The 26671-nt window shown below is 73.1% G+C and carries 23 protein-coding genes; 18 read left to right on the top strand and 5 right to left on the bottom strand.

Annotation, left to right across the window (positions count from 1 at the left end):
• The first annotated feature begins 340 nt into the window (after positions 1-340).
• The 4 genes from ACFYY6_RS12815 (at position 341) to ACFYY6_RS12830 (ending at position 5739) form a co-directional block, all read left to right on the top strand.
• A complete protein-coding gene (locus ACFYY6_RS12815; RefSeq protein ID WP_362028307.1) occupies positions 341-1432 on the top strand; it encodes a glycine betaine/L-proline ABC transporter ATP-binding protein in 1092 nt (363 codons plus the stop codon).
• Positions 1425-4058: an ABC transporter permease/substrate binding protein gene (locus tag ACFYY6_RS12820; protein ID WP_351523688.1), complete on the top strand. Its 2634-nt coding sequence runs from the start codon at positions 1425-1427 to the stop codon at positions 4056-4058. Before ACFYY6_RS12815 ends, ACFYY6_RS12820 begins: the two co-directional genes overlap by 8 nt.
• Before the next feature lie 285 nt (positions 4059-4343).
• Positions 4344-5018 (top strand): helix-turn-helix domain-containing protein, encoded by a 675-nt coding sequence (locus tag ACFYY6_RS12825; RefSeq protein WP_389193022.1) that lies wholly within the window; start codon positions 4344-4346, stop codon positions 5016-5018.
• A 13-nt stretch (positions 5019-5031) separates the two neighbouring features.
• Entirely contained in the window at positions 5032-5739 is a 708-nt protein-coding gene (locus ACFYY6_RS12830) for a helical backbone metal receptor (RefSeq protein WP_351523685.1), read from the top strand.
• On the opposite strand, the gene ACFYY6_RS12835 is transcribed toward ACFYY6_RS12830, so the two are convergent.
• Positions 5678-6856 (bottom strand): TDT family transporter, encoded by a 1179-nt coding sequence (locus ACFYY6_RS12835; RefSeq protein ID WP_389193025.1) that lies wholly within the window; start codon positions 6854-6856, stop codon positions 5678-5680. The two genes, ACFYY6_RS12830 and ACFYY6_RS12835, sit on opposite strands and share 62 nt — an antisense overlap.
• A gap of 70 nt (positions 6857-6926) precedes the next feature.
• Between ACFYY6_RS12835 and ACFYY6_RS12840 the strand changes: the two genes are divergently transcribed.
• Entirely contained in the window at positions 6927-7859 is a 933-nt protein-coding gene (locus ACFYY6_RS12840; RefSeq protein WP_351629089.1) for a LysR family transcriptional regulator, read from the top strand.
• A 49-nt stretch (positions 7860-7908) separates the two neighbouring features.
• Here the strand turns inward: ACFYY6_RS12840 and ACFYY6_RS12845 are convergent, their stop codons facing one another.
• Positions 7909-8664: a gamma-glutamyl-gamma-aminobutyrate hydrolase family protein gene (locus tag ACFYY6_RS12845; RefSeq protein ID WP_389193028.1), complete on the bottom strand. Its 756-nt coding sequence runs from the start codon at positions 8662-8664 to the stop codon at positions 7909-7911.
• Between the two features lie 205 nt (positions 8665-8869).
• Positions 8870-9598: an FCD domain-containing protein gene (locus ACFYY6_RS12850; RefSeq protein ID WP_351523680.1), complete on the bottom strand. Its 729-nt coding sequence runs from the start codon at positions 9596-9598 to the stop codon at positions 8870-8872.
• A 239-nt stretch (positions 9599-9837) separates the two neighbouring features.
• Between ACFYY6_RS12850 and ACFYY6_RS12855 the strand changes: the two genes are divergently transcribed.
• Genes ACFYY6_RS12855 through ACFYY6_RS12865 form a run of 3 tightly spaced genes read left to right on the top strand, consistent with a single transcriptional unit; the run spans position 9838 to position 13399 of the window.
• Positions 9838-11205, top strand: a complete 1368-nt coding sequence (locus ACFYY6_RS12855; RefSeq protein ID WP_351523678.1) for a glutamine synthetase family protein — start codon at positions 9838-9840, stop codon at positions 11203-11205.
• A gap of 7 nt (positions 11206-11212) precedes the next feature.
• Positions 11213-12601 (top strand): aldehyde dehydrogenase family protein, encoded by a 1389-nt coding sequence (locus ACFYY6_RS12860; protein WP_351523676.1) that lies wholly within the window; start codon positions 11213-11215, stop codon positions 12599-12601.
• Positions 12602-12607: 6 nt separating this feature from the next.
• Positions 12608-13399 (top strand): 3-oxoacyl-ACP reductase, encoded by a 792-nt coding sequence (locus tag ACFYY6_RS12865; RefSeq protein ID WP_351523674.1) that lies wholly within the window; start codon positions 12608-12610, stop codon positions 13397-13399.
• A 221-nt stretch (positions 13400-13620) separates the two neighbouring features.
• Here the strand turns inward: ACFYY6_RS12865 and ACFYY6_RS12870 are convergent, their stop codons facing one another.
• Positions 13621-14823, bottom strand: coding sequence for an amino acid deaminase/aldolase (locus ACFYY6_RS12870; RefSeq protein WP_351523673.1), 1203 nt, complete (start codon positions 14821-14823; stop codon positions 13621-13623).
• A 184-nt stretch (positions 14824-15007) separates the two neighbouring features.
• Here ACFYY6_RS12870 and ACFYY6_RS12875 point away from each other — a divergent pair, with 184 nt between their 5' ends.
• The 3 genes from ACFYY6_RS12875 (at position 15008) to ACFYY6_RS12885 (ending at position 18011) form a co-directional block, all read left to right on the top strand.
• Positions 15008-16003, top strand: coding sequence for a hypothetical protein (locus tag ACFYY6_RS12875; RefSeq protein ID WP_351523672.1), 996 nt, complete (start codon positions 15008-15010; stop codon positions 16001-16003).
• Positions 16000-17193 carry a type VII secretion-associated serine protease mycosin gene (mycP, locus tag ACFYY6_RS12880; protein WP_351523671.1) on the top strand — a complete coding sequence of 398 codons (1194 nt, stop codon included), beginning with the start codon at positions 16000-16002 and terminating at the stop codon, positions 17191-17193. The genes ACFYY6_RS12875 and mycP overlap by 4 nt, the downstream gene beginning before the upstream one ends.
• Before the next feature lie 89 nt (positions 17194-17282).
• On the top strand, positions 17283-18011 hold the full coding sequence (locus ACFYY6_RS12885; protein ID WP_351523669.1) for an SseB family protein: 729 nt from the start codon (positions 17283-17285) through the stop codon (positions 18009-18011).
• Positions 18012-18114: 103 nt separating this feature from the next.
• On the opposite strand, the gene ACFYY6_RS12890 is transcribed toward ACFYY6_RS12885, so the two are convergent.
• Entirely contained in the window at positions 18115-18477 is a 363-nt protein-coding gene (locus tag ACFYY6_RS12890; protein WP_351523668.1) for a DUF1844 domain-containing protein, read from the bottom strand.
• 326 nt (positions 18478-18803) lie between these two features.
• On the opposite strand from ACFYY6_RS12890, the gene infC reads away from it, so the two are divergent.
• The 7 genes from infC to pheT all read left to right on the top strand — a co-directional run bounded on the left by infC (position 18804) and on the right by pheT (position 26524).
• A complete protein-coding gene (gene infC, locus ACFYY6_RS12895) occupies positions 18804-19508 on the top strand; it encodes a translation initiation factor IF-3 (RefSeq protein WP_351629193.1) in 705 nt (234 codons plus the stop codon).
• Between the two features lie 121 nt (positions 19509-19629).
• Positions 19630-19824: a 50S ribosomal protein L35 gene (rpmI, locus tag ACFYY6_RS12900; protein WP_351523667.1), complete on the top strand. Its 195-nt coding sequence runs from the start codon at positions 19630-19632 to the stop codon at positions 19822-19824.
• Positions 19825-19932: 108 nt separating this feature from the next.
• Positions 19933-20319 (top strand): 50S ribosomal protein L20, encoded by a 387-nt coding sequence (gene rplT / locus ACFYY6_RS12905; protein WP_073787782.1) that lies wholly within the window; start codon positions 19933-19935, stop codon positions 20317-20319.
• 129 nt (positions 20320-20448) lie between these two features.
• Complete coding sequence (locus ACFYY6_RS12910) at positions 20449-21282, top strand: RNA methyltransferase (RefSeq protein WP_351523666.1); 834 nt, start codon at positions 20449-20451, stop codon at positions 21280-21282.
• A 182-nt stretch (positions 21283-21464) separates the two neighbouring features.
• On the top strand, positions 21465-22661 hold the full coding sequence (locus ACFYY6_RS12915; protein WP_389193033.1) for an ATP-binding protein: 1197 nt from the start codon (positions 21465-21467) through the stop codon (positions 22659-22661).
• 222 nt (positions 22662-22883) lie between these two features.
• Positions 22884-24011: a phenylalanine--tRNA ligase subunit alpha gene (pheS, locus tag ACFYY6_RS12920; protein WP_351522151.1), complete on the top strand. Its 1128-nt coding sequence runs from the start codon at positions 22884-22886 to the stop codon at positions 24009-24011.
• Positions 24011-26524 carry a phenylalanine--tRNA ligase subunit beta gene (pheT, locus tag ACFYY6_RS12925; RefSeq protein ID WP_351522149.1) on the top strand — a complete coding sequence of 838 codons (2514 nt, stop codon included), beginning with the start codon at positions 24011-24013 and terminating at the stop codon, positions 26522-26524. The genes pheS and pheT overlap by 1 nt, the downstream gene beginning before the upstream one ends.
• The last annotated feature ends 147 nt before the right edge of the window (positions 26525-26671 follow it).

The following is a 26671-nucleotide window of genomic DNA, read 5'->3' on the forward strand; positions in this document are numbered from 1 at the left end:
GCGGCGGGGTGCGGGGCGGGCCGGGGTGCCCGGAAGGGGGGCGGGGCGCCCCGGCCCGGTGCGTGCCGTTCACCCCGGGGCGATCGCGTGCATACTTCGTTCGAATGTGACCTGAATCACTCTTGCGTTTGGCTCGTGTAAGTGGGGGCAGGCGCGCAGCCGGAGCGGAACACGTAGCGATTTCAACCAGTGCACGTGCCATGCGGACCGAATCCGCGCCGCTCCACGGTCTGCCGGAGGGGGTGGCAGACCGTTTTTCGGTTCAACGCGCGAGGTGTATGTGTCAAGGCTGCAAGCCGAACACCTGTACAAGGTGTTCGGTAGACGACCCGATCAAGCAGTGCGAAAACTCGAAGGCGGCGCCGACCGCGACGAGCTGCGCGCCGACGGAACGACCGCAGCGGTGATCGATGCCTCGTTCACCGTGGAACCGGGACAGATCTTCGTCGTGATGGGTCTGTCCGGGTCCGGAAAGTCCACGTTGCTGCGCATGCTCAACGGGCTTCTGGAGCCCACAGCCGGACGAGTCCTGTTCGACGGCCAGGATCTGACCGCCCTGAGCCCCGCCGAACTGCGCCACGTCCGGTCCTCCAAGATCAGCATGGTGTTCCAGCACTTCGCGCTCTTCCCCCACCGGAGCGTGCTGGAGAACGCCGCGTACGGCCTCGAAGTGCAGGGCGTGCCGCGCGCCGAACGCGAGAAGCGCGCCGTCGAGGCGCTGGAGCTGACCGGCCTCGCCGGCTGGGAGAAGTCCTGGCCCGACGAGCTGTCCGGCGGCATGCAGCAGCGTGTCGGCCTGGCCCGCGCCCTGGCCACCGACGCCGACCTGCTGCTGATGGACGAGTCCTTCAGTGCGCTCGACCCGCTGATCCGCCGCGACATGCAGGACCAGCTGCTCGAACTGCAGAAGCGCCTGAAGAAGACCATCGTCTTCATCACCCACGACCTCAACGAGGCCATGCGCCTCGGCGACCGCATCGCCGTGATGCGCGACGGCAGGATCGTCCAGCTCGGCACAGCCGAGGACATCCTCGTCACCCCGGCCAACGACTACGTCGCCTCCTTCACCCAGGACGTCGACCGCACCCGGGTGCTCACCGCGGGCGCCATCATGGCCGAGCCGCACACCGTCCTGGGCACCAGCACGGACGACGGCGAGGAACTGCGTACCCCGGACGACGTGCTGCGCGCGGCCCCGGCCACCGTCACCGAGTCCACGCCGATCATCGAGCTGTTCACCCCCTGCTCCCGCAGCGGGGTCGCCGTCGCCGTCACCGACACCGAGGGCGAACTCGTCGGCGTCGTGCCGCGTGCCCGGCTGCTCGCCGTCCTCGGCGAACCGATGAGCCCCACCGAGGTCCCGCAGGACGTCCGGACTCCGGCCGCCGACGCGAAGGGCGCCCAGAACCCGAAGAAGGTGGCCAGTGTTTAGGCTTCCTCTCGGCGACTGGGTCGACTCCGCCGTCGACTGGCTCCAGACCCATCTCTCCTGGCTGTTCGACGCGATCAGCTCGGTCGTCAGCGGCATGTTCGACGGCATAGCCGCCGTGCTCTCCGCCCCCGCCCCGCTGCTCTTCGCGGGCATCGTCGCCGTCATCGCCTGGTGGCTGCGCGGCCTGCTCGCCGGTGTGCTCGCCTTCGTGGGCTTCGCCCTCATCGACTCCGTCGAGCTGTGGGACGAGGCGATGGACACCGTCACGCTGGTGCTCGTGGCCACCATCATCTCACTGGTGCTGGCCGTGCCGCTGGGCATCTGGGCCTCCCGCTCGAAGGCCGTGAGCGCGGTGACCCGGCCCGTCCTGGACTTCATGCAGACCATGCCCGCCATGGTCTATCTGATCCCCGGCGTCATCTTCTTCGGCGTCGGCGTGGTCCCCGGGATCATCGCCACCATCATCTTCTCGCTGCCCCCGGGCGTCCGGATGACCGAACTGGGCATCCGCCAGGTCGACAGCGAGCTGGTGGAGGCGGCCGAGGCGTTCGGCACCACCCGGCGCAACACCCTGCTGCGGGTGCAGCTGCCGCTGGCGCTGCCCACGATCATGGCGGGCATCAACCAGGTCATCATGCTGGGCCTGTCCATGGTGGTCATCGCCGGCATGGTCGGCGGCGGCGGCCTCGGCGGCGCCGTCTACCGCGCCATCGGCAACGTCGACGTCGGCCTCGGCTTCGAGGCGGGCATCTCCATCGTCATCGTGGCCATGTACCTGGACCGGATGACCGGCGCGCTCGGCCGCGAGGTCTCGCCGCTGGCCCGCAGGGCGGTCGCCAAGGCGCAGGCCATGGCCGGCGGACTGAAGATCTGGAACCACCGCCCGCAGCCCGTCGTCGCGGTCGTCGGGGTCGTCGTGCTCGCGCTCGTCGCGGGCGGTATGGGCCTCTTCGGTTCCGGCGGCGCGGACAAGGGCGCGGGCACCGACGCCGCGAAGCCGGGCACCGGCAAGAAGATCAGCATGGGATACATCCCGTGGGACGAGGGCATCGCCTCCACGTTCCTCTGGAAGGAGATGCTGGAGCGGCGCGGCTACCAGGTCGACGTCGAGCAGTACGAGGCCGGGGCGCTGTACACCGGTATGGCGGGCGGCCAGATCGACTTCGAGACCGACTCCTGGCTCCCGGTCACCCACGCCCAGTACTGGGAGAAGTACCAGGACCGGCTGGAGGACCTGGGCGCCTGGTACGGCCCCACCTCGCTGGAGCTGGCCGTCCCCGCGTACATGAAGGACGTCCGGTCCCTGGAGGACCTCAAGGGCAAGGCGTCGCAGTTCAAGGGCCGGATCGTCGGCATCGAGCCGAGCGCCGGCGAGATGGGCCTGCTCAAGGAGAAGATCCTGCCGGGCTACGGCCTGGACAAGGAGTACAAGGTCGTCGACGGCTCCACGCCGTCCATGCTGGCCGAGCTGAAGCGCGCCTACGCCAAGAAGGAACCGATCGTCGTCCCGCTCTGGTCGCCGCACTGGGCGTACAACCAGTTCGAGCTCACCAAGCTCGAGGACCCCAAGGGCCTGTGGGGCAAGGGCGACGGCGTCCACACCCTGGCCCGCAAGGGCTTCTCCGCCGACAACCCCGAGGTCGGCCGCTGGCTGAAGAACTTCAAGATGACCGAGGACCAGCTCACCAGCCTGGAGGCGGAGATCCAGAAGGCCGGCTCCGGCAACGAGCAGAAGGCCGTCCGCACCTGGCTGGAAGCGAACCCCGGCGCCGCCGACAAGTGGACCCCCGTGGCGGGGGCCGGCGCGGCCGAGGGCGCGAACGGCAAGGACGAGCGCTCCCGCCCCCTCGACGTCGCCTGGTTCCCCTGGGAGGAGGACATCGCCGCCACCTACCTGTGGAAGGCGGTCCTGGAGGAGCGCGGCTACAAGGTCAACCTCAAGCAGTTCGAGGTCGGCCCGATGTACGCGGCGATGTCCCGCGGCCAGATCGACGTGCAGTTCGACGGCTGGCTGCCGTACACCCAGAAGAACTACTGGGAGAAGTACGGTTCCCGGCTGAGTGACCTCGGTTCCTGGTACGGCCCGACGTCCATCGAGGTCGCGGTGCCCTCCTACGTGAAGGACGTCGAGTCCCTCGCCGACCTCAAGGGCAAGGCCTCGCGGTTCAAGGGCCGGATCATCGGCATCGAGCCGGGCACCGCCACGATGGAGAACCTCAAGAAGAACGTGCTGCCGACGTACGGCCTGGACAAGGAGTACCAGGTCGTCGACTCCTCGACGCCCGGCATGCTGGCCGAGCTGAAGCGCGCGTACGCCAAGAAGGAGCCCGTCGCGGTCCTGCTGTGGACCCCGCACTGGGCGTACAACGAGTTCGACATGACCAAGCTGAAGGACCCCGAGAAGGCCTTCGGTGACGGCGACCGGCTGCACACCATCGCCGGCAAGGACTTCCCGAAGACCTACCCGCGGCTGACGAAGTGGTTCAAGGACTTCAGGCTGAGCGAGGACCAGCTCGCCGGACTGGAGAACGAGATCCAGAAGCACGGCGCCGGTCACGAGGAGGAGGCCGTCGGCGCCTGGATGAAGGAGAACCCGGACATCGTGGACACGATGGCTCCGCAGTAGGGTCCGGACAGGGACTCCGGGACACCGGGGAAGGGGTGGGCACCGCCACGGGCGGGCCCACCCCTTTCCGTTGCCCAGGACCGGGGGAGGGTTGGTCCCAGGGCCGGGTCCGGCGGTCCGGAAGCCCTCCTCCGGTCCCGTCCGCAGGGCGTACGCGGGTCGCGCGGAAGCCGCACGCCGGTCCGTGCGGAACCGCCCGGAGGGGCCCTAACCGGCCGATCTCGCGCAACCATGTGCGGAATGCGCCGACAACCGGAAGGATGACGAGTCGGGAGGGAGCCGCACATGGACGAGAAGGAAACACTCCGCGTGGGCACCGCGATCCGCCGAAGGCGCAGGTCCCTGGGGCTCACACTGGCCGCGGTCGCGACGCGCAGCGGTCTGTCCGTGCCGTTCCTCAGCCAGATCGAGAACGAGCGGGCGCGGCCCAGCACCCGGTCCCTGGACCGGGTCGCCGGAGCGCTGGAGACCACCCCGGCCCGGCTGCGCGCCGCCGCGGACTCGGCACGCGCCGTCGACGTCGTACGGGCGGCCGGGAGCCGCGCGGACGCCGGGAGCCGGGTGGACGCCGGGAGCCGGGTGGACGCCGGGACCGGAGCGGTCGCCGGGCGTCACGGCGACCGCCACGGGACCGAGGAGGCCGGCGGGCACGAGGGGAACGGCACGGTCGACGGGGTGCGCAGGGTGGTGCGCGGACGCCACCAGCTCAGCGCCCTGGAGTTCACCGGCGAACTCGACCTCGGGCGCGAGTTCCAGCACCGCAACGACGAGGTGATGTACGTGGTGCGGGGTGCCGCGGAGGTGGAGGCGGAAGGGCGGGCGTACCGGCTGGAGGAGGGCGACACGCTGTTCCTGTCCGGCGGGGTGCGGCACCGCTGGCGGGCCACGACGCCCGGCACGCGGCTGCTGGTCGTCGGGGTCGCCGAGCACATCGACGCGACCGTCGACCCGCGCCGCTGAGAGGGTGTCCGTCGTGCGCGTCGTCTCCCTGGTGCCCTCGCTCACCGAGGCCGTCGCCGTCACCGCCCCCGGTCGGCTCGTCGGCGTCACCGACTGGTGCACCCACCCCGCCGGGCTGACCGCCGCCCGCGTCGGCGGCACCAAGAACCCCGACGTGGCCGCGATCGTCGCGCTGCGGCCCGACCTCGTCCTCGCCAACGAGGAGGAGAACCGCGCCCCGGACCTCGCGGCCCTCCGGGACGCCGGTGTCGAGGTGCTCGTCACCGGGATCCGCAGCCTCGACCAGGCGTTCGAGGAGCTGGAGCGGGCCCTGGGCGCCGCCTGCGGCGCGCCCCGGCCGCGCTGGCTGGACGAGGCCGAGGCGGCCTGGGCCGCGCTGCCCCCGCCCCGGGCCCCGCGCCGTGCGGTCGTGCCCGTCTGGCGCAGGCCCTGGATGGTGCTGGGCCGCGACACCTTCGCCGGTGACCTGCTGTCCAGGCTCGGCGTGGACAACGTCTACGCGAGCCACGCCGAGCGCTACCCCCGGATTCCGCTCGACCGGCTGAACGCGGCCGGGGCCGACCTGGTGGTCCTGCCCGACGAGCCGTACCGCTTCACGGCGGACGACGGGCCGGAGGCGTTCCCCGCGCTGCCCGCCGCACTCGTCGACGGGCGGTACCTCACGTGGTACGGGCCGTCGCTGGTGCGGGCGCCTGCGGAGCTGCGAGCAGCGCTCCGCTGAGCAGCCCGCGCAGCGTCCGCGCCCCGGCCACCGCCCACGCCGTCACCAGCAGCACGTACAGCGCGACGGCCAGCCAGGTGTACGCGTCGAGGCCGGTGTGCCGGGCCAGCCCCGCGGCGCCCGTGACGCACGTGCCGACCGGGAAGGTGAAGCCCCACCACGTCATGGCGAAGGGCATGCCGTTGCGAATCGCGCGCACCACCAGGGCGGACGCCAGGGCCAGCCACATCAGCGCGAAACCCATCACCGGCACCCCGTAGAGCACGGCGAACGCCTCGAAGCCCGCGGCGTACGGCGCCGGGATCGTCCCCTCCGCCACATCGGCGAGCTGGCCGACCGCCGTCGTCGACTGGCCCAGCGGCCCGAGGACCAGGAACAGCGTGGGCGTCAGCGCGAGCGGCAGCGGACCCTGGTGGACCAGCCGGGCGAAGATCAGCGGCAGCATCACCAGCGTAGCCAGCAGGCTCAGCCCGAACATCGCGTAGCAGGCCAGCAGCATCGCCTGGCGCCACTGACCGGCGGGCAGCTCGGGGATCAGCAGCGGGCCGAGCGCCGCGGAGACCATCGGGGCCACCACCGGCAGCAGCCACACCGGCGAGGCGGTGCCGGCCTCGATCCGGTGGCGCGCGACCATCAGGTACGGCACCGCGACCGCGGCCGCCAGCCCGATCACCGTGCCCGCCGTGTACAGCACGGCGTCCAGGGCCACGGCCGCCCCGTGTCCGACGACGTCCCGGCCGACCACCATCGTCGAGCCCCCGACGGCCAGCAGCGCCATCGAGAGACAGCCGTAGAACGGGACGACGGCCGGGTCCAGCAGATGACGGCGGGCCTGGTCGCGATGGGCGGCCCAGTGCCCGGCGCGGGCCACGAGCACCACGGCCAGCATGACCGTCGCGAGCGCCCACACCACCGTGCAGGCGCCCCGCAGCCCCGGAACGCTCACCGGCAGCGCGACCCCCGCGCTCGCCACGATCGAGGTGCCCATGACACTCGCGTACCAGTTGGGGCCGATGTGCCGCAGCCGGGGGAGGGGCGGGGCGTCCGGTCGAGGGGCGGCGGACCGTCCGGTCGGCTGTGGGGCGTCGGACTGCCGGGGCTGCGAAAAGATGGCCATGCCACGATTCTCGGAAGGGGTGCGGAATCCCACCAGGGAGTCCGTTCCTATGAGGCCATAAGCTGGATTTATGACTGTTGGCACGCATGTTCCGCTCTCCCACCGGGTTCCCGACCTCGGCGCGCTGGAGCTGCTGCTCGCCGTCGCCCGGCACGGCAGCCTGGGGCGCGCGGCCCGCGAGGTCGGGGTCACCCAGCCCGCGGCCAGCAGCCGGATCCGGTCCATGGAGCGGCAGCTCGGCCTTGCCCTGCTGGACCGTTCACCGCGTGGTTCCCGGCTCACCGACGCGGGCGCGCTGGTCACCGACTGGGCGCGCAGGATCGTCGAGGCGGCCGAGGCGTTCGACGCCGGTACGCAGGCGCTGCGCGACCGCCGGGACTCCCGGCTGCGGATCGCCGCCTCCATGACCATCGCCGAGTACCTGCTGCCGGGCTGGCTGATGGCGCTGCGCGCCGAGCGGCCGGACACCGCGGTCTCGCTGCTCGCCGGGAACTCGGCGGCGGTCGCGGGGCGGCTGCTCGCCGGGGAGGCCGATCTCGGGTTCGTGGAGGGCCTGTCGGTGCCGGTGGGGCTCGACGGCACGGTCATCGCCCACGACCGCCTCGTCGTCGCGGTCGCCCCGTCCCACGCGTGGGCCCGCCGCCGCACCCCGCTGACCCCGCGCGAACTCGCCGCGACCCCCCTGGTGCTGCGGGAGCCGGGCTCGGGGACCCGCCAGGTCCTGGACGCGGCCCTGGCCGCGCACGGCGGGCTCGCCGTGCCCCTGCTCGAACTCTCCTCGACGACCGCGGTGAAGGGCGCGGCCCAGAGCGGGGCCGGGCCGTGCGTGCTCAGCGAACTGGCGGTGGGCGAGGAACTCTCCGCCCGGCGGCTGGTGAAGATCCCGATCGGCGGCATGCGGCTGCGGCGCCAGCTGCGCGCGGTGTGGCCCTCCGGCCACCGTCCCACGGGCCCGGCGCGCGATCTGCTGTCCCTGACGGCGCGGGACGCCCGGCCGCGGTGAGGGCGGGCGGGACCCGCCCGCGGAGCCGGTGGTGCGCCCCGTCCGCCGGTCAGTCGCCCGTTCGCCGCTGCGGGGCGAGGCCCTCCAGCGGCGCACCGGCCGCGACCGGGCGGGACGTCGACGCCGCCGCCACCAGTGCCCGCGCCAGCCGCAGGTCCTCGCCCATCTCCGGATGCCACTGCACCCCGAGGACCCACGGGGCCCCGGGCAGCTCGACCGCCTCGACCGTGCCGTCCGCCGCGTGCGCCGAGGCCACCAGGCCCGGGGCGAGCCGTCGTACGCACTGGTGGTGGTAGGTGGGGACGGCGCTCTCCTCCGGCACGATCGACGCGTAGAGCGTCCCCGTCACGGGGACGACCGGGTGCGAACCGAGGACCCCGGCCGCTCCCAGCGGTCCGCCGTGCCCGTCGAGGTGCTGGGTCAGCGTGCCGCCGAGCGTCACGTTCAGCAACTGCATGCCGCGGCAGACGCCGAGCAGCGGGGTGTCGCGCTCCAGCGCGGCCCGGATCAGGGCCGTCTCCCAGACGTCGCGTTCCTCGGCGGGAGGGCCCGTCCTGAAGTCGCGCTCCGCGCCGTACAGGGCCGGTTCCACGTCCGCGCCGCCCGCGACGACGAGACCGTCCAGCCGGGCCACGGCGGCCGCGGCCCGGGCCGGGGCGTCCGGCGGGAGCAGCACGGCCAGGCCGCCCGAGCGCTGGATCATGCGCGGATAGGCGGCGGGCAGGAGCGCGGCGGGCAGTTCCCAGACGCCCCAGCGGGCCGCGGGCTCCAGGTAGGTGGAGACGCCGATGAGAGGTTCGGACACGGGACGGTCCCTCCGGTCGGCCGCCGCTGGGCGGGCGGCGGGCTCGGTTCCATCATGCCAATGGTGGCAGAGAATACCTTTGGGATCGGACGGGAGCGTCGCCCGGGCGGCGCCGGTCCCGGACCGGCTCATGCCCCGGTGCCGGCCGCTCGGTCCGGGAACCCAGGAGTCCGGGCGGGGAACTCGGCGGCTCGCGCCGGGAGGCTCAGGCCAGGAAGCCGCGCAGCAGCGCGGCCGTACCGTCGCAGTGCTCGCGCGTCACCGCGCGCGCGGCCTCCGCGTCCCGGTCCAGGACCGCCTCGACGATGCTCGTGTGCTGGTGCTGGGAATGCTCCAGGTTCCGCACCAGCAGTGGTATGCAGTCCAGCAGGTCGTTCACCGTGGCCCGGACCGCCGCGTACTGCGCGGTCAGCGAGGGTGAGCCGGCGAGTTCGGCCAGGGTCAGATGGAAGAGGGTGTCGCGCCTGCGGTATTCGGGCAGAGGAGCCTCGTGCGTCGCCGCCAGAGCAGCCCGCAGCCGCTGCACGCCCGCGTCCGTCAGCCCCTGTTCGGCGCAGAGTCCGGCCGCCCCGGCCTCCAGCACCTCACGGAAGCGCAGCACGTCCTCCAGGTCGACCGACTCCACCTTGCGGCGCAGCTCCGCCTCGCCCGCCCCGGCGCGCCGGGGCACCACGAACGTGCCGCCGTACCGTCCCCGCCTGCTCTCCACCAGGCCCTGGTCGTGCAGCACCTTCAGCACCTCGCGCAGCGTGACCCGGCTGATCCCCAGCAGTTCGGCCAGTTCGCGCTCGGCCGGCAACCGCCCGCCGCCCGGCACCAGGCCCAGCCTGACCACCTGGAGGATCTGCTCCAGCGCCTCCTCGAAGCCGTTGCCCGCCCGGACCGGCCGGAGCACGGGCAGCAGACGGTCGGCGAACTCGTTTTCCTCGGCCACGCCCCGTGGTTCCCTTCATATTCAAAGGTTCTCTCACATACCTTAGGGGGTCCGGCAGTGGCGGCACGGGAGCAGGAGCGGGGCCCGGGCGCGTGCATCGCGGGGCGGAGGACCGGGCCGACGCGGGGCATCGGCGCTCGACGACGACGCCGCGAGACGCGTGCCCCGATCCGCGACGCCGCGAAGCCCACTGCCGGACCCCTCTTACGCGTTCCGGCTGACCGAAGGAGGAATGTCCCGTGGCAGACCCGACGGCACCGCTCGGCATCGAGGAGTTGCACGCCCTGGTCGCGAACGGCGAGATCGACACGGTCGTCCTGGCCTTCCCCGACATGCAGGGGCGGCTCCAGGGCAAGCGGTTCGCCGCCCGCCACTTCCTCGACGAGGTCGTGGAGCACGGCACCGAGGCCTGCGACTATCTGCTCGCCGTCGACACCGACATGAACACCGTCGACGGATTCGCGATGTCCTCCTGGGAGAACGGCTACGGCGACTTCGCCCTCCACGCCGACCTCACCACCCTGCGCCGGACCCCCTGGAACGAGGGCACGGCCCTGGTCGTCGCCGACCTCGCCCGGGCCGACGGCGCCCCGGTCGCCGCCGCGCCCCGCCACATCCTGGACCGCCAGCTGGAACGGCTCGCCGCGCACGGCTACACCGCCCACGTCGGCACCGAACTCGAGTTCATCGTCTTCCGGAACACCTACGAACAGGCGTGGGACCGCAACTACCGCGACCTGACCCCGGCCAACCGGTACAACGTCGACTACTCGGTCCTCGGCACCGGCCGCGTCGAACCCCTGCTGCGGCGCATCCGCAACGAGATGGCCGCTGCGGGACTCACCGTCGAGTCCGCCAAGGGCGAGTGCAACCCCGGACAGCACGAGATCGTGTTCCGCTACGACGAGGCCCGGGTCACCTGCGACCAGCACGCCGTCTACAAGACCGGGGCGAAGGAGATCGCCGCCCAGGAGGGCGTGGCGCTCACCTTCATGGCGAAGTTCAACGAACGCGAGGGCAACTCCTGCCACATCCACCTCTCGCTCCGCTCCACCGACGGGCCCGGACACGGCGTCATGGCCGACGGGGACGGCGGCATGTCCCCGGTGATGCGCCACTTCCTCGCCGGACAACTGGCCACCCTGCGCGAGTTCGCCCTCCTCTACGCACCGAACATCAACTCCTACAAGCGCTTCCAGCCCGGCTCCTTCGCCCCGACCGCCGTCGCCTGGGGCCACGACAACCGCACCTGCGCGCTCCGCGTCGTCGGCCACGGCCACTCGATGCGCTTCGAGAACCGGCTGCCCGGCGGCGACGTCAACCCGTACCTCGCCGTCGCCGCGATGGTCGCGGCGGGCATCCACGGCATCGACAAGGGCCTCGAACTCCCCGGACCCTGCGCGCGCAACGCCTACACCGCCGACTACGACCACGTGCCCACCACCCTGCGCGAGGCCGCCGAACTCTGGGAGCACAGCGAGGTGGCCGCGGCCGCCTTCGGCGACGACGTCGTCGCGCACTACCGCAACATGGCCCGCGTCGAGCTCGAAGCCTTCGACGCCGCCGTGACCGACTGGGAGCTGCGCCGCTCCTTCGAACGTCTGTGAGGCATCCGTGACCCCGACCGACCGGCCCGAAGGGCCGCTGGAACACCAGGTACTCGACCCCGCGACCGAAGAACTCCTCGCCACCGTCCCGTCCACCGCCGTCGCCGAGGTGGACGCGGCGGTCGTACGCGCGAGGGCGGCCCGGCGCGTCTGGGCCGCCCTCGCCCCCGCCGACCGCGCCCGCGGGCTGCGCCGGTTCGCCGCAGCCGTCGACGCCGAGACCGAGGAACTGGCCCGTCTGGAGGTGCGGGAGGCCGGGCACACCCTCGCGGGCGCCCGCTGGGAGGCCGGCAACGTCCGTGACCTGCTCGACTACGCCGCCGGGGGAGTGGAACGGCTCACCGGACGGCAGATCCCGGTGCCCGGCGGAATCGACGTCACCCTCCTCGAACCCGTCGGCGTCGTCGGCGTGATCGCGCCGTGGAACTTCCCCATGCCGATCGCCGCCTGGGGGTTCGCCCCCGCCCTCGCCGCGGGCAACGCCGTCCTGCTCAAACCCGCCGAGACCACCCCGCTCACCGCCCTGCGCCTGGCCCGGATCGCCCTGGACGCGGGACTGCCCGAACACCTCCTCCAGGTGCTGCCCGGCGCGGGCGCCGTCACCGGCGACGCCCTGGTCGAGCACCCCGGCGTCGACAAGATCGTCTTCACCGGCTCCACCCGCACCGGCAGACGGATCATGGCCAGGTGCGCCGACCGTGTGAAGCGGCTCACCCTCGAACTCGGCGGCAAGAGCCCCAACATCGTCTTCGCCGACGCCGACATCGAGGCCGCGGCGGCAGCCGCCCCCATGGCGTTCCTGGACAACGCGGGCCAGGACTGCTGCGCCCGCACCCGCATCCTGGTCCAGCGGTCCGTCCGCGACCGCTTCCTCGAACTCCTCGCCCCCGCGGTCGAGTCGGTCGTCGTGGGCGACCCGTCCGACGAACGCACCGACATGGGACCGCTGATCTCCCGGGAGCACCGCGACCGGGTGCGCGCCCTCGTGCCCGAGGAAGCGGAGGCGATCCGCGGCAAGGCACCCGAAGGACCCGGCTTCTGGTTCCCGCCCACCGTCCTCACCGGCGTGGGCCCCGACGCGCCCGTCGCCACCGAGGAGGTCTTCGGACCGGTCGCCGTCGTCCTCCCCTTCGACGACGAGGCCGACGCCGTCCGGCTCGCCAACGCCACGGAGTACGGCCTCGCCGGCTCGATCTGGACCCGGGACGTGGGCCGCGCGCTGCGCGTCTCGCAGGGGGTCCGGGCCGGGAACCTCTCCGTCAACTCGCACGCGAGCGTCCGCTACTGGACCCCGTTCGGAGGATTCGGCCGGTCCGGACTCGGCCGGGAACTCGGCCCCGACGCCCTCGCCGCCTTCACCGAGACCAAGAACGTCTTCATCAGCACGGAGGACTGAACCGACATGACCACCACCGACGCCGAGCACGTCTGCCGCCGCCTGACCGGCCGGACCGCCGTCATCACCGGGGCCGGCAGCGGCATCGGTCTCGCCACCGCCCGCCGCCTGGCGTCGGAGGGCGCCCACATCGTCTGCGCCGACATCGACGAGGCCACGGGCAAGGCCGCGGCCGAGGAGGCCGGCGGCATCTTCGTACGCACCGACGTCACCGACCCCGAACAGGTCGAGGCGCTCTTCGCGGCCGCGTTCGACACCTACGGCTCCGTCGACATCGCGTTCAACAACGCGGGCATCTCCCCGCCCGAGGACGACTCCATCCTCACCACCGGCCTGGAGGCGTGGAAACGCGTCCAGGACGTCAACCTCACCTCCGTCTACCTCTGCTGCAAGGCCGCCCTGCCCTACATGCGGCGACAGCGCCGCGGCTCGATCATCAACACCGCGTCCTTCGTCGCGGTCATGGGAGCGGCCACCAGCCAGATCTCGTACACCGCGTCCAAGGGAGGCGTCCTCTCCCTGTCCCGCGAACTCGGCGTCCAGTTCGCCCGCGAGGGCATCCGGGTCAACGCGCTGTGCCCGGGACCGGTCGACACCCCGCTGCTCCGCGAGCTGTTCGCCGAGGACCCGGAGCGCGCGGCCCGCAGGCTCGTGCACATCCCGGCCGGGCGGTTCGCCGACGCCACCGAGATCGCGGCGGCCGTCGCGTTCCTCGCCAGCGACGACGCCTCGTTCGTCAACGCCACCGACTTCCTCGTCGACGGAGGCATCTCCGCCGCCTACGTCACCCCGCTCTAGGGCGTGTTGCGAAGGTCCTGCCCGGCCCGCGACGCCTGGCACGGCGCCTCGCCGCGTCGTCGGGACCGTCCATGTACGCGCCGTACGAGGACGGCCCTCCGCCTCGCGACGCACCGCGCCGGAGGCCGCGGGCCCCGCCCTTCGGGCGGACGACGCCACTTTCGCAACACGCCCTGGAACGACCGGAGGCGGGGCCCGCCCGGCCCCGCCGCGCGACGAAATCAGAGGAACGTGCGGCCCTCGCCCCGGTACGTCGGCACCGTCGCCGTCACCCGCTCGCCCTCGACCAGCCGCAACACGTCGAAGCGCTCGCACAGTTCACCGGCCTTCGCGTGCCGGAACCACACCTTGTCGCCGATCAGCAGATCGTCGGCCGGTGAACCCAGCAGCGGCGTCTGCACCTCGCCCGGCCCCTCCTGGGGGTCGTAGCGCAGGCCCTCCGGCAGATACGGGACCGGCAGCCGGTCCGTCCCCGCGGGGCCGGACGCCGGGTAGCCTCCGCCGAGCACGGTCACCACCCCCACCCCCGGGCGGCGCACCACCGGCTGGGCGAACAGCGCCGCCGGGCGCGCCGTGAACGACGTGTAGTTGTCGAACAGCCGGGGCGCGAACAGCCCCGACCCGGCCGCGATCTCCGTCACCGCCCGCTCCGCCGCCGTGTGCTGCACACTGCCGGTGCCGCCGCCGTTCACGAACTCCAGGTCCGGGGCGACCGCCCGCACGGCCCGCACCGACTCGGCCCGCCGCACGACCAGTTCCCTGCGGCTCGTGGCCTGCATCAGCCGGACCGCCCGCGAGCGCAGCGGATGCCCCGCGACCGCGTCCCCGACCCCGGCGATGTGCCCCTCGTAGGCCATCAGACCCACCAACCGGAAGCCGGGCCTGCGCACCACCGAGCGCGCCAGCTCGGCCAGTCGGGCGGGCGTCCGCAGTGGCGAGCGGCGGGCGCCGATCCGCACCCGGCCGCCCAACAGACGCAGCGAGGTGTCCAGTTCGAGACAGACCCGGATCTCCTCCCGGCCACCGGCCCGTGCCGCGTCGATCAGCTCCAGCTGCGCGTGGTCGTCCACCATCACCGTCACGGCCGCGGCGAGCTTCGGATCGGCGGCCAGCTCCGCGAAACCGGCCCGGTCGGCCGACGGATAGGCCAGCAGCACGTCATCGAAACCGGCCCGCGCCAGCCACAGCGACTCGGCCAGTGTGAACGACATGATCCCGGCGAACCCGGGCCGCGCCAGCACCCGTTCCAACAGGGCCCGGCAGCGGACGGACTTGCTCGCGACTCGGATCGGTTTGCCGCCGGAACGGCGCACCAGGTCGTCGGCGTTGGCGTCGAACGCGTCCAGGTCGACGACGGCGAGCGGGGCGTCCAGATGGGCGGTGGCCCGGTCGTAACGGGACCGGTCGGCGGCGCGGGCAGTCATGGCCGCAGCTTGCCAGACGTCCGTACCGCTGGGTAGGGGTTGATCCGCGCAGATCGCCCCGCCGCCCCGGCGTCCCGCTCCCAACCGGGCCCCGCCACCCCGTAGAGTGACGACACGCGGCGAACCAACGGGCCTGCCTGCGACGTCGATCCGCGCACGGTACGGAATGGGATCAGGGGGGCGGATGAGTACCGAGGCGCAGCGCCCTCCCGTTCCGCCCCGCCCGGCCGTGGCCCCGGCCCCCGTGCCGGCACCCGCCGCACCGCCCTCCCCGGTCCCGCCGCCCGCTGCGACGGCAGCACCCCTACCGGCCCCGACGGCCGCCGCGACGCCACCAGTCGGTGCCCCGCACCCGTACACGTACCGGCAGCCGTTCCCCGAGACCCCCACCGAGACCACCACCCGGCTGCGCCCGGTACGGACCCGCCACCCCGCCCGCACCGCGGCCGCCGCGGTGTGTGTCGTGCTCGGGCTCGGACTGATCGGCGGCGCCGCCACCGGCGCCTGGCTGACCAGCACCTCCTCCGCCGACCCCGCCGCCCGCAGCCCCTACACCGTCGGGCGCTCCGCCTGGCACAGCGTCCCCGTGGACACCCTCTTCCCGCGCGTCCTCGACGGCCGGGGAGCGGGGCCCGGCGGCGCCGACCGGGTCTGGACCAGGCTCGCCGTGGCCCCGGACGGCGGCTGCGCGCCGGCCCTGGACCCGCTGCTGGCCCGGGCCCTGCGGCCGGTCGGCTGCGAACGGCTGCTGCGGGCCACGTACACCGACGCCACCACGAGCTCCGTCACCACGGTCGGGGTGATCTTCACCGAGGGGGACGCCCGGGCCATGACGGCGCTGCGCGACCGGTTCTCCGAACAGCACCTCGACCGCCGCGCCGACCTGATGCCCCGCACCTACCCCGTCGACGGCACGGTCGCCGCCGCGTTCGGCGACCGGCAACGCGCCGCCTGGTCCGTCCGTGTGTCGACCGGGATGCCCGTCGTCGTGTTCGCCGTCTCCGGGTTCGCCGACGGGCGCCCCGTCACCGACCCGCGCCCCGCGGACCGGGCCGCCGACCCCGAGGCGAAGGGCACGGTCGCCGAGGCCGGGCTCGGCCACGAGGCCGGAGGCGTCTCCGACCGGATCGAGCGCGGTCTGCGCCGGACCATCACCGACCTCACGGAGAAACCGCGATGAGCCGCCGCGCCCGCCACCACCGACGCGTGCTGGGCGCGGTCTGCGCCGCCACCGCGTTCGCGCTGCTGCCCGCGGTCCCGGCCCGCGCCGACGCGATACGGGACCAGCAGTGGGGCCTGGAGGCGCTCCACACCGACCAGGCATGGCGGACCACCAAGGGCCGGGGGATCACCGTCGCCGTCGTCGACACCGGGGTCGACGGCAGCCTCCCCGACCTGGACGGCCAGGTACTGCCCGGCAAGGACATGATCGGCTTCGGCGCCCGCCGCGGCGACCACGCCTGGGCGCGCCACGGCACGGCGATGGCGGGCATCATCGCGGGCCGCGGTCACGGAGCCGGTGGCGCCGACGGGGTGCTCGGCGTGGCGCCCGGGGCGAGGATCCTTCCGGTCCGGGTGATCCTCGAAGCCTCCGACCCGGCCCGCGCCAGGGCCCGGGAGTCCCGCGGCGCGGCCCTCGCCGACGGCATCCGCTGGGCCGCCGACCACGGCGCCGACGTCATCAACCTCTCGCTCGGCGACGACAGCGAGTCGGCCCACCCGGAGGCGGGCGAGGACGCCGCGATCCAGTACGCGCTGGGGAAGGGGGCCGTCGTCGTCGCCTCCTCGGGCAACGGCGGCGAGAAGGGCGACCACGTCTCCTACCCCGCCGCCTACCCCGGGGTGATCGCCGTCGCCGCCGTCGACCGGTACGGCACCCACGCCGCCTTCTCCACTCGCCGCTGGTACACCACCGTCAGCGCGCCCGGGGTCGACATCGTCGTCCCCGCCCCCGACCGTCAGTACTACGTGGAGTGGGGCACCTCCGCCGCGGCCGCGTTCGTCTCCGGGGCGGTGGCACTGGTGCGCGCCGCACATCCGGGACTGACCCCGGCCCAGATCAAGCGGCTGCTCATGGACACGGCCCGCAGCGGCTCCGGCACCGGCCACGACGACGCCCGGGGGTACGGCATCGTGGACCCCGCCGCCGCGATCGAGGCGGGCTCCGCGCTCCGCCCCGCCGGTCCGCGGGCCGAGTCGGCCGAGGCCGGGTACCGCGAGCGGTACTTCGGACCGGGGCCCGCCCCCGAGCACCACGACACCCGGCCCACCGGCCGGCTCGCCCTCGCCGCCGGCGGCCTCGGGGCCGTCCTGCTGGCCCTGGCCGTGGTGCTGTGGCGCGGCCGGGCCGGAGCGCGGCGCCGGGCCTGATCCAGTACGCCGACGGGCATCCGGCACGGCGGCGGAGTCCACGCCGACCTGCCGGAAGGGCGGGCGGGCGCAGGGACTACGCTCGCCCCGTGGAGCTGAAGAACATTCCGGACCCCGGTTACTCCGACGACGACGGCTCGGCCGACCCGGCAGTCGCGGCGGCGCTCGCCGCCTGGGCCGAGGACCGGACGGCGGTCGGCCCGGTACTCGAAGCCCTCCAGGGGACCCGGCTGCTGGTCCCCGTCGTCGCCGTGCTCGGCGAGGCGGAGGTGGACGAGAACGGGCTGCGGCGCGAGAAGACCAGCGACATGGCCGTCCCCACCCTCCTGGCCGGGGACCGCCGCGCCCTGCCCGCCTTCACCTCGACCGACTCACTGGCGCTCTGGGACCCCGGGGCCCGCCCCGTCGCCGTCCCCCTGCACCAGGCCCTGCGCGCCGCCGCGCACGAGAAGGCGGACACCGTCGTTCTCGACCTCGCCGGACCGGTCGCGTTCGAACTGACCGGCCCCGCGCTGCTCGCGCTCGCCGAGGGCCGCACCAGCGCCGATCCGCTGGACGACCCCGCGGTCACCTCGGCGGTGCGCGACGCGGTCGCCGCCGAGCCGGCCGTGGTCCGCGCCCATCTCGTGCCCGGCCGGGCCGACGGCACCCTCGCCCTCGTCCTCGGCGCCGGGACGGACCCCGCCGACGTGGCCCGCCGGGTCGCCGAGCGGCTTGCGGCCGACGAGGTCCTGCGCGCCCGTCTGGTGCGGGGCCTGGACCTGGCGGTGCTCCCGGCCGATGCGGCGGCACCGGGCGAGGCCCTGTTCACGCGCTGAGCCCAGGAGTCCGTACGACACGCGTGAGCCCACCGCCCCCGGGGCGGTGGGCTCACGTCTGCGCGGAAGAAGTGAAGACCGGAAGGGAAGAAGGAGGGGCGGGTCAGCCGAAGACCGGACCGGTGTACTTCTCACCGGGGCCGGCGCCGGGCTCGTCCGGCACCAGCGACGCCTCGCGGAAGGCGAGCTGGAGCGACTTCAGACCGTCGCGCAGCGGGGCCGCGTGGAAGGAGCTGATCTCCGTCGTACTGGCGTCCAGCAGACCGGCCAGGGCGTGGACCAGCTTGCGGGCCTCGTCGAGGTCCTTGTGCTCGTCGCCGTCCTCGGTCAGGCCGAGCTTCACTGCGGCGGCGCTCATCAGATTGACCGCGACCGTCACGATCACCTCGACCGCGGGCACCTCCGCGATGTCGCGGGCCATCTCGTCGAAGCCGGGGGAATCGTTCACGGGGGTCGCGTCACTCATGCGCCATACGATAGGCGCACGTGAACACCGTGCCGTGGGCGGGAGTGCCGGGAGACACCGGGTTAGCGCACGCCCCGCGGAACTGCTAACCTTGTGTGACGACCGGCTGGGCGACTATGTGCCCGGCCCACAAGTGGAGGCTCCGATCTCCCACCTGGCTGCCCCTCGGGGCGGCGGGTCACCGGTCAGGCGGTGCCCATCGTTCCGTACGGACGATGGAGCCGCCCGATGCGCCCCGCGGAGGACCGCGGCGGTGTTCCGGTTGTTCCAGGAGCCCCGCCTGTGTCCCGTCGGGGCATTTTTCTTGTCCCTGTGCGGTTGGTCTGATCGAAAACAGACGTTACGCGGCTGTCCGCCAGGCGGTCGCGTGGTGCTACCGAGGAGGATCCATCAGCGCCGAGCCCCGCATCAACGACCGGATTCGCGTTCCCGAGGTGCGACTTGTCGGTCCCAGCGGCGAGCAGGTCGGGATTGTTCCGCTTGCCAAGGCCCTGGAACTCGCGCAGGAGTACGACCTCGACCTGGTCGAGGTGGCGGCGACCGCCCGTCCGCCCGTGTGCAAGCTCATGGACTACGGGAAGTTCAAGTACGAGTCGGCCATGAAGGCCCGTGAGGCGCGCAAGAACCAGGCGCACACGGTCATCAAGGAGATGAAGCTCCGGCCGAAGATCGACCCGCACGACTACGACACCAAGAAGGGTCACGTCGTCCGGTTCCTCAAGCAGGGCGACAAGGTCAAGATCACGATCATGTTCCGTGGTCGTGAGCAGTCCCGCCCCGAGCTGGGCTTCCGACTGCTCCAGCGTCTGGCTTCGGACGTGGAGGACCTCGGTTTCATCGAGTCCAACCCGAAGCAGGACGGCCGGAACATGATCATGGTTCTTGGCCCGCACAAGAAGAAGACCGAAGCCATGGCCGAGGCCCGCGAGGCCCAGGCCGCCCGCAAGGCGGGGCGCCAGGGTTCCGGCTCCGGCGCCGGTGCCGAGGGCGGGAACGCCCAGGCTTCGGGAGAGACACCTTCCGAGTCGTGATCTCAGGGGGCCGCCATCCAGGCGGCCCCGGGTCACCCCGGAATCCCCACCAAGAACTGACGCCCCTGCTGTCCGGTGCCCGCACCGAGAGGGGCGCCACTGACGAGGAGAGAACGGCGCGATGCCGAAGAACAAGACGCACAGCGGTGCCAGCAAGCGTTTCAAGATCACCGGCTCCGGCAAGGTGCTCCGCGAGCGCGCCGGCAAGCGCCACCTTCTTGAGCACAAGTCGTCCAAGAAGACCCGCTCGCTGACCGGCACGGTCGTGCTGGCCCCGGCCGACGCCAAGAAGGTCAAGAAGCTTCTCGGCAAGTGAGTCCGTCGCCCCGGGTGATCCCGCGGGCGCGACCTCGACTGAGACCGGGACCCATTCGTTTTCGGGTCGTGTGAGTCCAACCACGGCCCCGCTGCAAGGAGTTGACAAGTGGCACGCGTCAAGCGCGCAGTAAACGCCCACAAGAAGCGCCGGGCGATCCTGGAGCAGGCCAGCGGTTACCGCGGCCAGCGCTCGCGGCTGTACCGCAAGGCGAAGGAGCAGGTCACCCACTCCCTCGTCTACAACTACAACGACCGCAAGAAGCGCAAGGGCGACTTCCGCCAGCTGTGGATCCAGCGCATCAACGCCGCTGCTCGTCAGAACGGCATGACGTACAACCGCCTCATCCAGGGTCTGAAGGCCGCCAACATCGAGGTGGACCGCAAGATGCTGGCCGAGCTCGCGGTCAACGACGCCAACGCGTTCGCCGCCCTCGTCGAGGTCGCCCAGAAGGCCCTTCCGAGCGACGTCAACGCCCCGAAGGCCGCCGCCTGATCCAGGCCGCACCTTCCGCTCGCTGAGCCGGACCCGCAGGCGCTCGCCGTCTGCGGGTCCGGTGCGTTGCACCCCCGTTCCGTTCCGTACGTCCGTCACCTCCGTACGCAGAGAGGCTCGCCGCCGACCATGGGCACCCCCGAACTGATCTCCCCGCGATCCCCGCGCGTCACCGCCGCCCGGCGGCTGGCCAAGCGCAACTTCCGCGGCAAGGAGCGCAGGTTCATCGCCGAGGGCCCGCAGGCCGTGCGCGAGGCAGCCGGACACCGCGGCGCCGACGGCGAACCGACGCTGATCGAGCTCTTCGCCACCGTCGAGGCCGCCGAGCGGTACGCCGACATCGTCGACGCCGCCCACGCGGCCGGCGCCCGGGTGCACCTCGCGGACTCCGGTGTCCTCGCCGACGTGTCGCAGACCGTCACCCCGCAGGGCCTGATCGGCGTCTGCCGCTTCCTCGACTCCCCGTTCGACGCCATCCTCGCCGCGCGGCCGAAACTGGTCGCCGTGCTCGCCCACGTACGCGACCCCGGCAACGCCGGCACAGTGCTGCGCTGCGCCGACGCCGCGGGCGCCGACGCCGTCGTGCTCACGGACGCCTCGGTGGACCTCTACAACCCCAAGTCCGTCCGGGCCTCGGTCGGTTCGCTCTTCCACCTGCCGGTCGCGGTCGGCGTCCCGGTCGAGCAGGCCGTACAGGGGCTGAGGGAGGCGGGCGTACGGATCCTCGCCGCCGACGGCGCGGGTGACGACGACCTCGACGACGAGCTCGACGCCGGGACCATGGGCGGGCCGACCGCCTGGGTCTTCGGCAACGAGGCGTGGGGGCTGCCGGAGGAGACCAGGGCGCTGGCCGACGCCGTCGTACGGGTGCCGATCCACGGCAAGGCGGAGAGCCTCAATCTGGCGACCGCGGCGGCCGTCTGCCTGTACGCCTCCGCGCGGGCCCAGCGTTCCCGCTCCTGAGCCCGCTCCCGGGCCGCCACGGGGCCCGTGACGGCGCCGTGACCGGGTCCCGTCGGACGGCGCACGGCGCACGGCGGGCGTACGCCCCCGCAGGGTGTCGCACCGTCACCGACGACTAGTAGGGTGACGGGCCCGGGGGCCCACTGCACCGGTCGGCATCGCGAGAGGTGGGATAGAGGGATATGGGCGTCGGCATGAACAGGCCGCGCGGGACATGCACCGCCGCCGTGCACGCCTGCCAGGAACCCGACGCAGCGGACGGGCCGCCCGACGACCGGAGCCCCGCACCCGATCCCCGCGCGGACGCCGACACCCCCGGGGATCCCCACCGGGGCATCGACCCCGACGACCTGCCCGACGGCCTGGTCGTCGCCGACGCGTCCGGCCGGATCGTCGGCTACAACGCCGCGGCGGCCCGCATCACCGCCGTGCCCCGGGCCGCGGCCCTCGGCCGCCTCCTGGAGCAGGCGCTGCCGCTGGAGGACCTCAAGGGCCACCGCTGGTGGGCCCTGACCGATCCGTACGGCGGGCTGGCCACCCGCACCGGCCAGCCCGAGCGCCACCTGCTGCTGCCGGGCGGCCGCGAGGTCCTGGTCTCCGCACGGTACGTGCGCGAGCGCCCGACCGGTCCCGTGCGCCGCGTGGTGGTCTCCCTGCGCGGCACCGAGGCCCGCCGCCGCAACGAGCGCAGCCACGCCGAACTGATCGCGACCGTCGCCCACGAACTGCGCTCCCCGCTGACCTCCGTCAAGGGGTTCACCGCGACGCTCCTCGCCAAGTGGGAACGGTTCACCGACGACCAGAAGCGGCTGATGCTGGAGACCGTCGACGCCGACGCGGGCCGCGTCACCCGGCTCATCGCCGAACTCCTCGACATCTCCCGGATCGACTCCGGCCGGCTGGAGCTGCGCCGGCAGCCGGTGGACCTCTCCGCCGCCGTCGAGCGCCACGTCCAGGCCCTCACCGCCAAGGGACAGGACCCCGACCGCTTCCTCGTCCGCACCTGCCAGCCGGTGCCCGCGGTCTGGGCCGACCCGGACAAGGTCGACCAGGTGCTCGGCAACCTCCTGGAAAACGCGGTGCGCCACGGCGAGGGAACCGTCACCATCGAAGTCGCACCCGCACCGGCGGACGACGACGAGAAGGGAACGGCCGTCACCGTGAGCGACGAAGGCCCCGGCATCCCCGAGGAATCGATGTCCCGCGTCTTCACCCGCTTCTGGCGGGGCAGCAAGCGCGGCGGCACCGGCCTGGGCCTCTACATCGTCAAGGGCATCGTCCAGGCGCACGGCGGGACGATCACGGTCGGCCGCGGCCCCGGCGGCGGCGCCGAATTCCGGTTCGTCCTGCCCGTGAGCGCTCCCGCCTACCTCGGATAGCGGCGTCCGGGCCGCGGGCGGCGGTGTTCGCGCGGCGACCGGACGGGCCGGGGGCGGGGTGCCGGGAGGCCGCCCGCGCCGCCCGCGGACCCTGCGCACGTCCGGAGCCCTTTAGACTCGTCCTTTGGCACCTTTGCGTCCTCCAGCCGTCGGGCGGGGCCGCCGGGGTCCGGGGCGTCCCCGGTTCAGAGCAGTACCAGCCAATCGGAAGCACGGGAAGAGATGTCGGCACCGAACAAGTCGTACGACCCAGTCGAGGTCGAGGCACTGAAACCGGAAGAGATCGAGCGCATGCGGGACGAGGCGTTCGCCGCCTTCGCCGCCGCCGGTGACCTCGACGCGCTCGCCCGGGCGAAGACCGCGCACACCGGCGGCACCTCGCCGCTGGCGCTCGCCAACCGGGAGATCGGCGCGCTGCCGCCCCAGGCCAAGGCCGAGGCGGGCAAGCGCGTGGGCCAGGCCCGCGGCGCCGTGAACAAGGCCCTCGCCGCCCGTCAGGCGGAGCTGGAGGCCGAGCGGGACGCCCGAGTGCTGGTCGAGGAGGCGGTGGACGTCACGCTGCCGTACGACCGTGTCCCGGCCGGCGCCCGCCACCCGCTGACCACGCTCATGGAGCGCGTCGCGGACGTCTTCGTGGCCATGGGCTACGAGATCGCCGAGGGCCCCGAGGCCGAGGCGGAGTGGTTCAACTTCGACGCGCTGAACTTCGTGCCCGACCACCCGGCCCGGCAGATGCAGGACACCTTCTTCGTCCGCGGCGCCGACGGCGCCGACACCGACGAGTCCGGGGTCGTGCTGCGCACCCACACCTCGCCGGTCCAGGCCCGTACCCTGCTCGACCGCGAGCCTCCCGTCTACGTCGTCTGTCCCGGCCGCGTCTACCGCACCGACGAGCTCGACGCGACGCACACCCCGGTCTTCCACCAGATCGAGCTGCTGGCCGTCGACGAGGGCCTCACCATGGCCGACCTCAAGGGCACCCTCGACCACATGGTCCAGGCGCTCTTCGGCGCGGACATGAAGACCCGGCTGCGGCCGAACTTCTTCCCGTTCACCGAGCCGTCCGCCGAGATGGACATGGTCTGCTACGTCTGCCGCGGCGCGTCCGTCGGCAACCCGGACCGTCCCTGCCGCACCTGCGGCAGCGAGGGCTGGATCGAGCTCGGCGGCTGCGGCATGGTCAACCCCAGGGTGCTCATCGCCTGCGGCGTCGACCCCCAGAAGTACAGCGGATTCGCCTTCGGGTTCGGCATCGAACGGATGCTGATGTTCCGCCACAACGTCGAAGACATGCGAGACATGGTCGAGGGTGACGTCCGTTTCACCCGGCCGTTCGGGATGGAGATCTGATGCGTGTCCCGCTTTCCTGGCTGCGGGAGTACGTCGACCTGCCGGCGACGGAGACCGGCCGTGACGTACAGGCCAAGCTCGTCGCCGTCGGCCTGGAGGTCGAGACCGTCGAGCAGATCGGCGCCGGCCTCAAGGGTCCCCTGGTCGTCGGACAGGTCCTGACCATCGAGGAGCTGGAGGGCTTCAAGAAGCCCATCCGCTTCTGCACCGTCGACGTCGGCGACGCCAACGGCACCGGCGAGCCGCAGGAGATCGTCTGCGGAGCTCGCAACTTCTCCGTCGGCGACAAGGTCGTCGTGGTCCTCCCGGGCGCCGTCCTGCCCGGCGACTTCGCGATCTCCGCGCGCAAGACGTACGGCCGGACCTCGCACGGCATGATCTGCTCCGCCGACGAGCTCGGCATGGGCGACGACGGCACGCACGGCATCATCGTGCTGCCGCCGGAGCACGAGGTCGGCACCGACGCCATCGAGCTGCTCCAGCTCGTCGACGAGGTCCTGGACATCGCCGTCACGCCCGACCGCGGCTATTGCCTGTCCATGCGCGGCGTCGCCCGCGAGACCGCCATCGCCTACGGCCTGCCGCTGCGCGACCCGGCGCTCCTGGACGTGCCCGCGCCGAACGCGTTCGGCCACCCGGTGAAGGTCGCCGACCCGGTCGGCTGCGACCGGTTCACCGCGCGGACCGTCGTCGGCCTCCAGCCCGAGGCGCGCTCCCCGATCTGGATGCAGCGCCGGCTGCAGAAGGCCGGGATGCGCCCGATCTCGCTCGCCGTCGACATCACCAACTACGTGATGCTGGAGCTCGGCCAGCCGCTGCACGCCTACGACCGCACCCGTCTCGACGGGCCGATCGGGGTGCGCCGCGCCCAGCAGGGCGAGAAGCTCACCACCCTCGACGGCACGGTCCGCGTCCTGGACGCCGAGGACCTGGTCATCACCGACGACCGCGGCCCGATCGGCCTCGCGGGCGTCATGGGCGGTGCCAACACCGAGATCGCGGACGCCCAGGACGGCACCCACGGCACCACCGAGGTCGTCATCGAGGCGGCGCACTTCGACGCGATCTCGATCGCCCGTACCGCGCGCCGCCACAAGCTGTCCTCCGAGGCGTCCAAGCGCTTCGAGCGCGGCACCGACCCGCAGGCCGCGGCCGCCGCCGCGCAGCGCACCGTCGACCTGCTGGTGCTGCTCGCGGGTGGTACGGCCGAGGCCGGGGTCACCGAGGTCTGCGCCCCGTCCGCGCCCCGCACCATCGTGATGCCCGCGTCCCACCCCGACCGGGTGGCCGGGGTGGAGTACGGCCGTGAGACCGTCGTGCGCCGCCTCCAGGAGGTCGGCTGCGACGTCTACGGGCAGGACGAGCTGGTCGTCACCGTGCCGTCCTGGCGTCCGGACCTCAGCGAGCCGAACGACCTCGCCGAGGAGGTCATCCGGCTGGAGGGCTACGAGAACCTCCCGTCCACGCTCCCGACGCCCCCGTCCGGGCGTGGGCTCACCGACCGCCAGCGGCTGCACCGCCGGATCGGCCGGGCGCTCGCCGGGGCCGGGTACGTCGAGGCGCTGAACTACCCGTTCGTCGGCGGCGCCGTGTTCGACCAGCTCGGGCTCGACGCCGATGACGCCCGTCGCCGCACGGTCGACCTCGTCAACCCGCTGTCCGACGAGGAACCGTCCCTGCGCACCACGCTGCTGCCGGGGCTGCTCGGCGCGCTGCGGCGCAACGACGGCCGGGGCGGTCACGACCTGGCGCTGTTCGAGACCGGGCTCGTCTTCAGGCCCGCCGACGGCGCTGCGAAGGCCGTCCGGCTGTCCGTCGACCGCCGTCCCGGCGACGAGGAGATCGCCGCGCTCGACGCCGCGCTGCCGCACCAGCCCCGCAACGCCGCGGTCGTCCTCGCGGGTGCCCGCGAGCAGGCCGGCTGGTGGGGCGCGGGCCGCCCGGCGGACTGGGCCGACGCCGTCGAGGCCGCCCGCACGGTCGCCCGGGAGGCGGGTGTCGAGGCGACCGTCCGCGGCGCCCAGCACGCGCCGTGGCACCCGGGCCGGTGCGCCGCGCTGTACGTCGCGGTGAACGGGGAGGAGACCCTCCTCGGCCACGCCGGCGAGCTGCACCCGCGCGTCGTCAAGGCGCTCCACCTGCCGGAGCGCACCTGCGCCATGGAGATCGAGCTGGACGTCCTGGAGCGGGCCGTCGACGGTCCGGTCCGGGCACCCGGCATCTCCGCCTTCCCGGTGGCGACCCAGGACGTCGCGCTGGTCGTCGCGGAGAACGTCCCGGCGGCCGACGTGGAGCGGGCGCTGCGCGAGGGTGCGGGTGAACTCCTCGAATCGCTGCGGCTGTTCGACGTCTTCACCGGCGACCAGATCGGCGCGGGCCGCAAGTCCCTGGCGTACGCGCTGCGCTTCCGCGCCGCGGACCGCACGCTGACCGTCGACGAGGCCACGGCCGCCCGCGACGCCGCGGTGGCGCTGGCCGCCGAGCGGACGGGCGCGGTGCTGAGGGGCGCGTAACGGCACACCGCGCATCGCGCGGCATGGGACGAAGGGGCGTGTCCGGGCTTCGGACACGCCCCTTCGTGCTCGCCGGGAGATGTGTTCGCGGGTGCGGTCCGACCCCTCCGGCGCCTTCGCGGGGCGCGACCCGGGACGGCGCGGGAA

This window comes from Streptomyces sp. NPDC001750, from assembly GCF_042892615.1.
Lineage (GTDB): Bacteria > Actinomycetota > Actinomycetes > Streptomycetales > Streptomycetaceae > Streptomyces.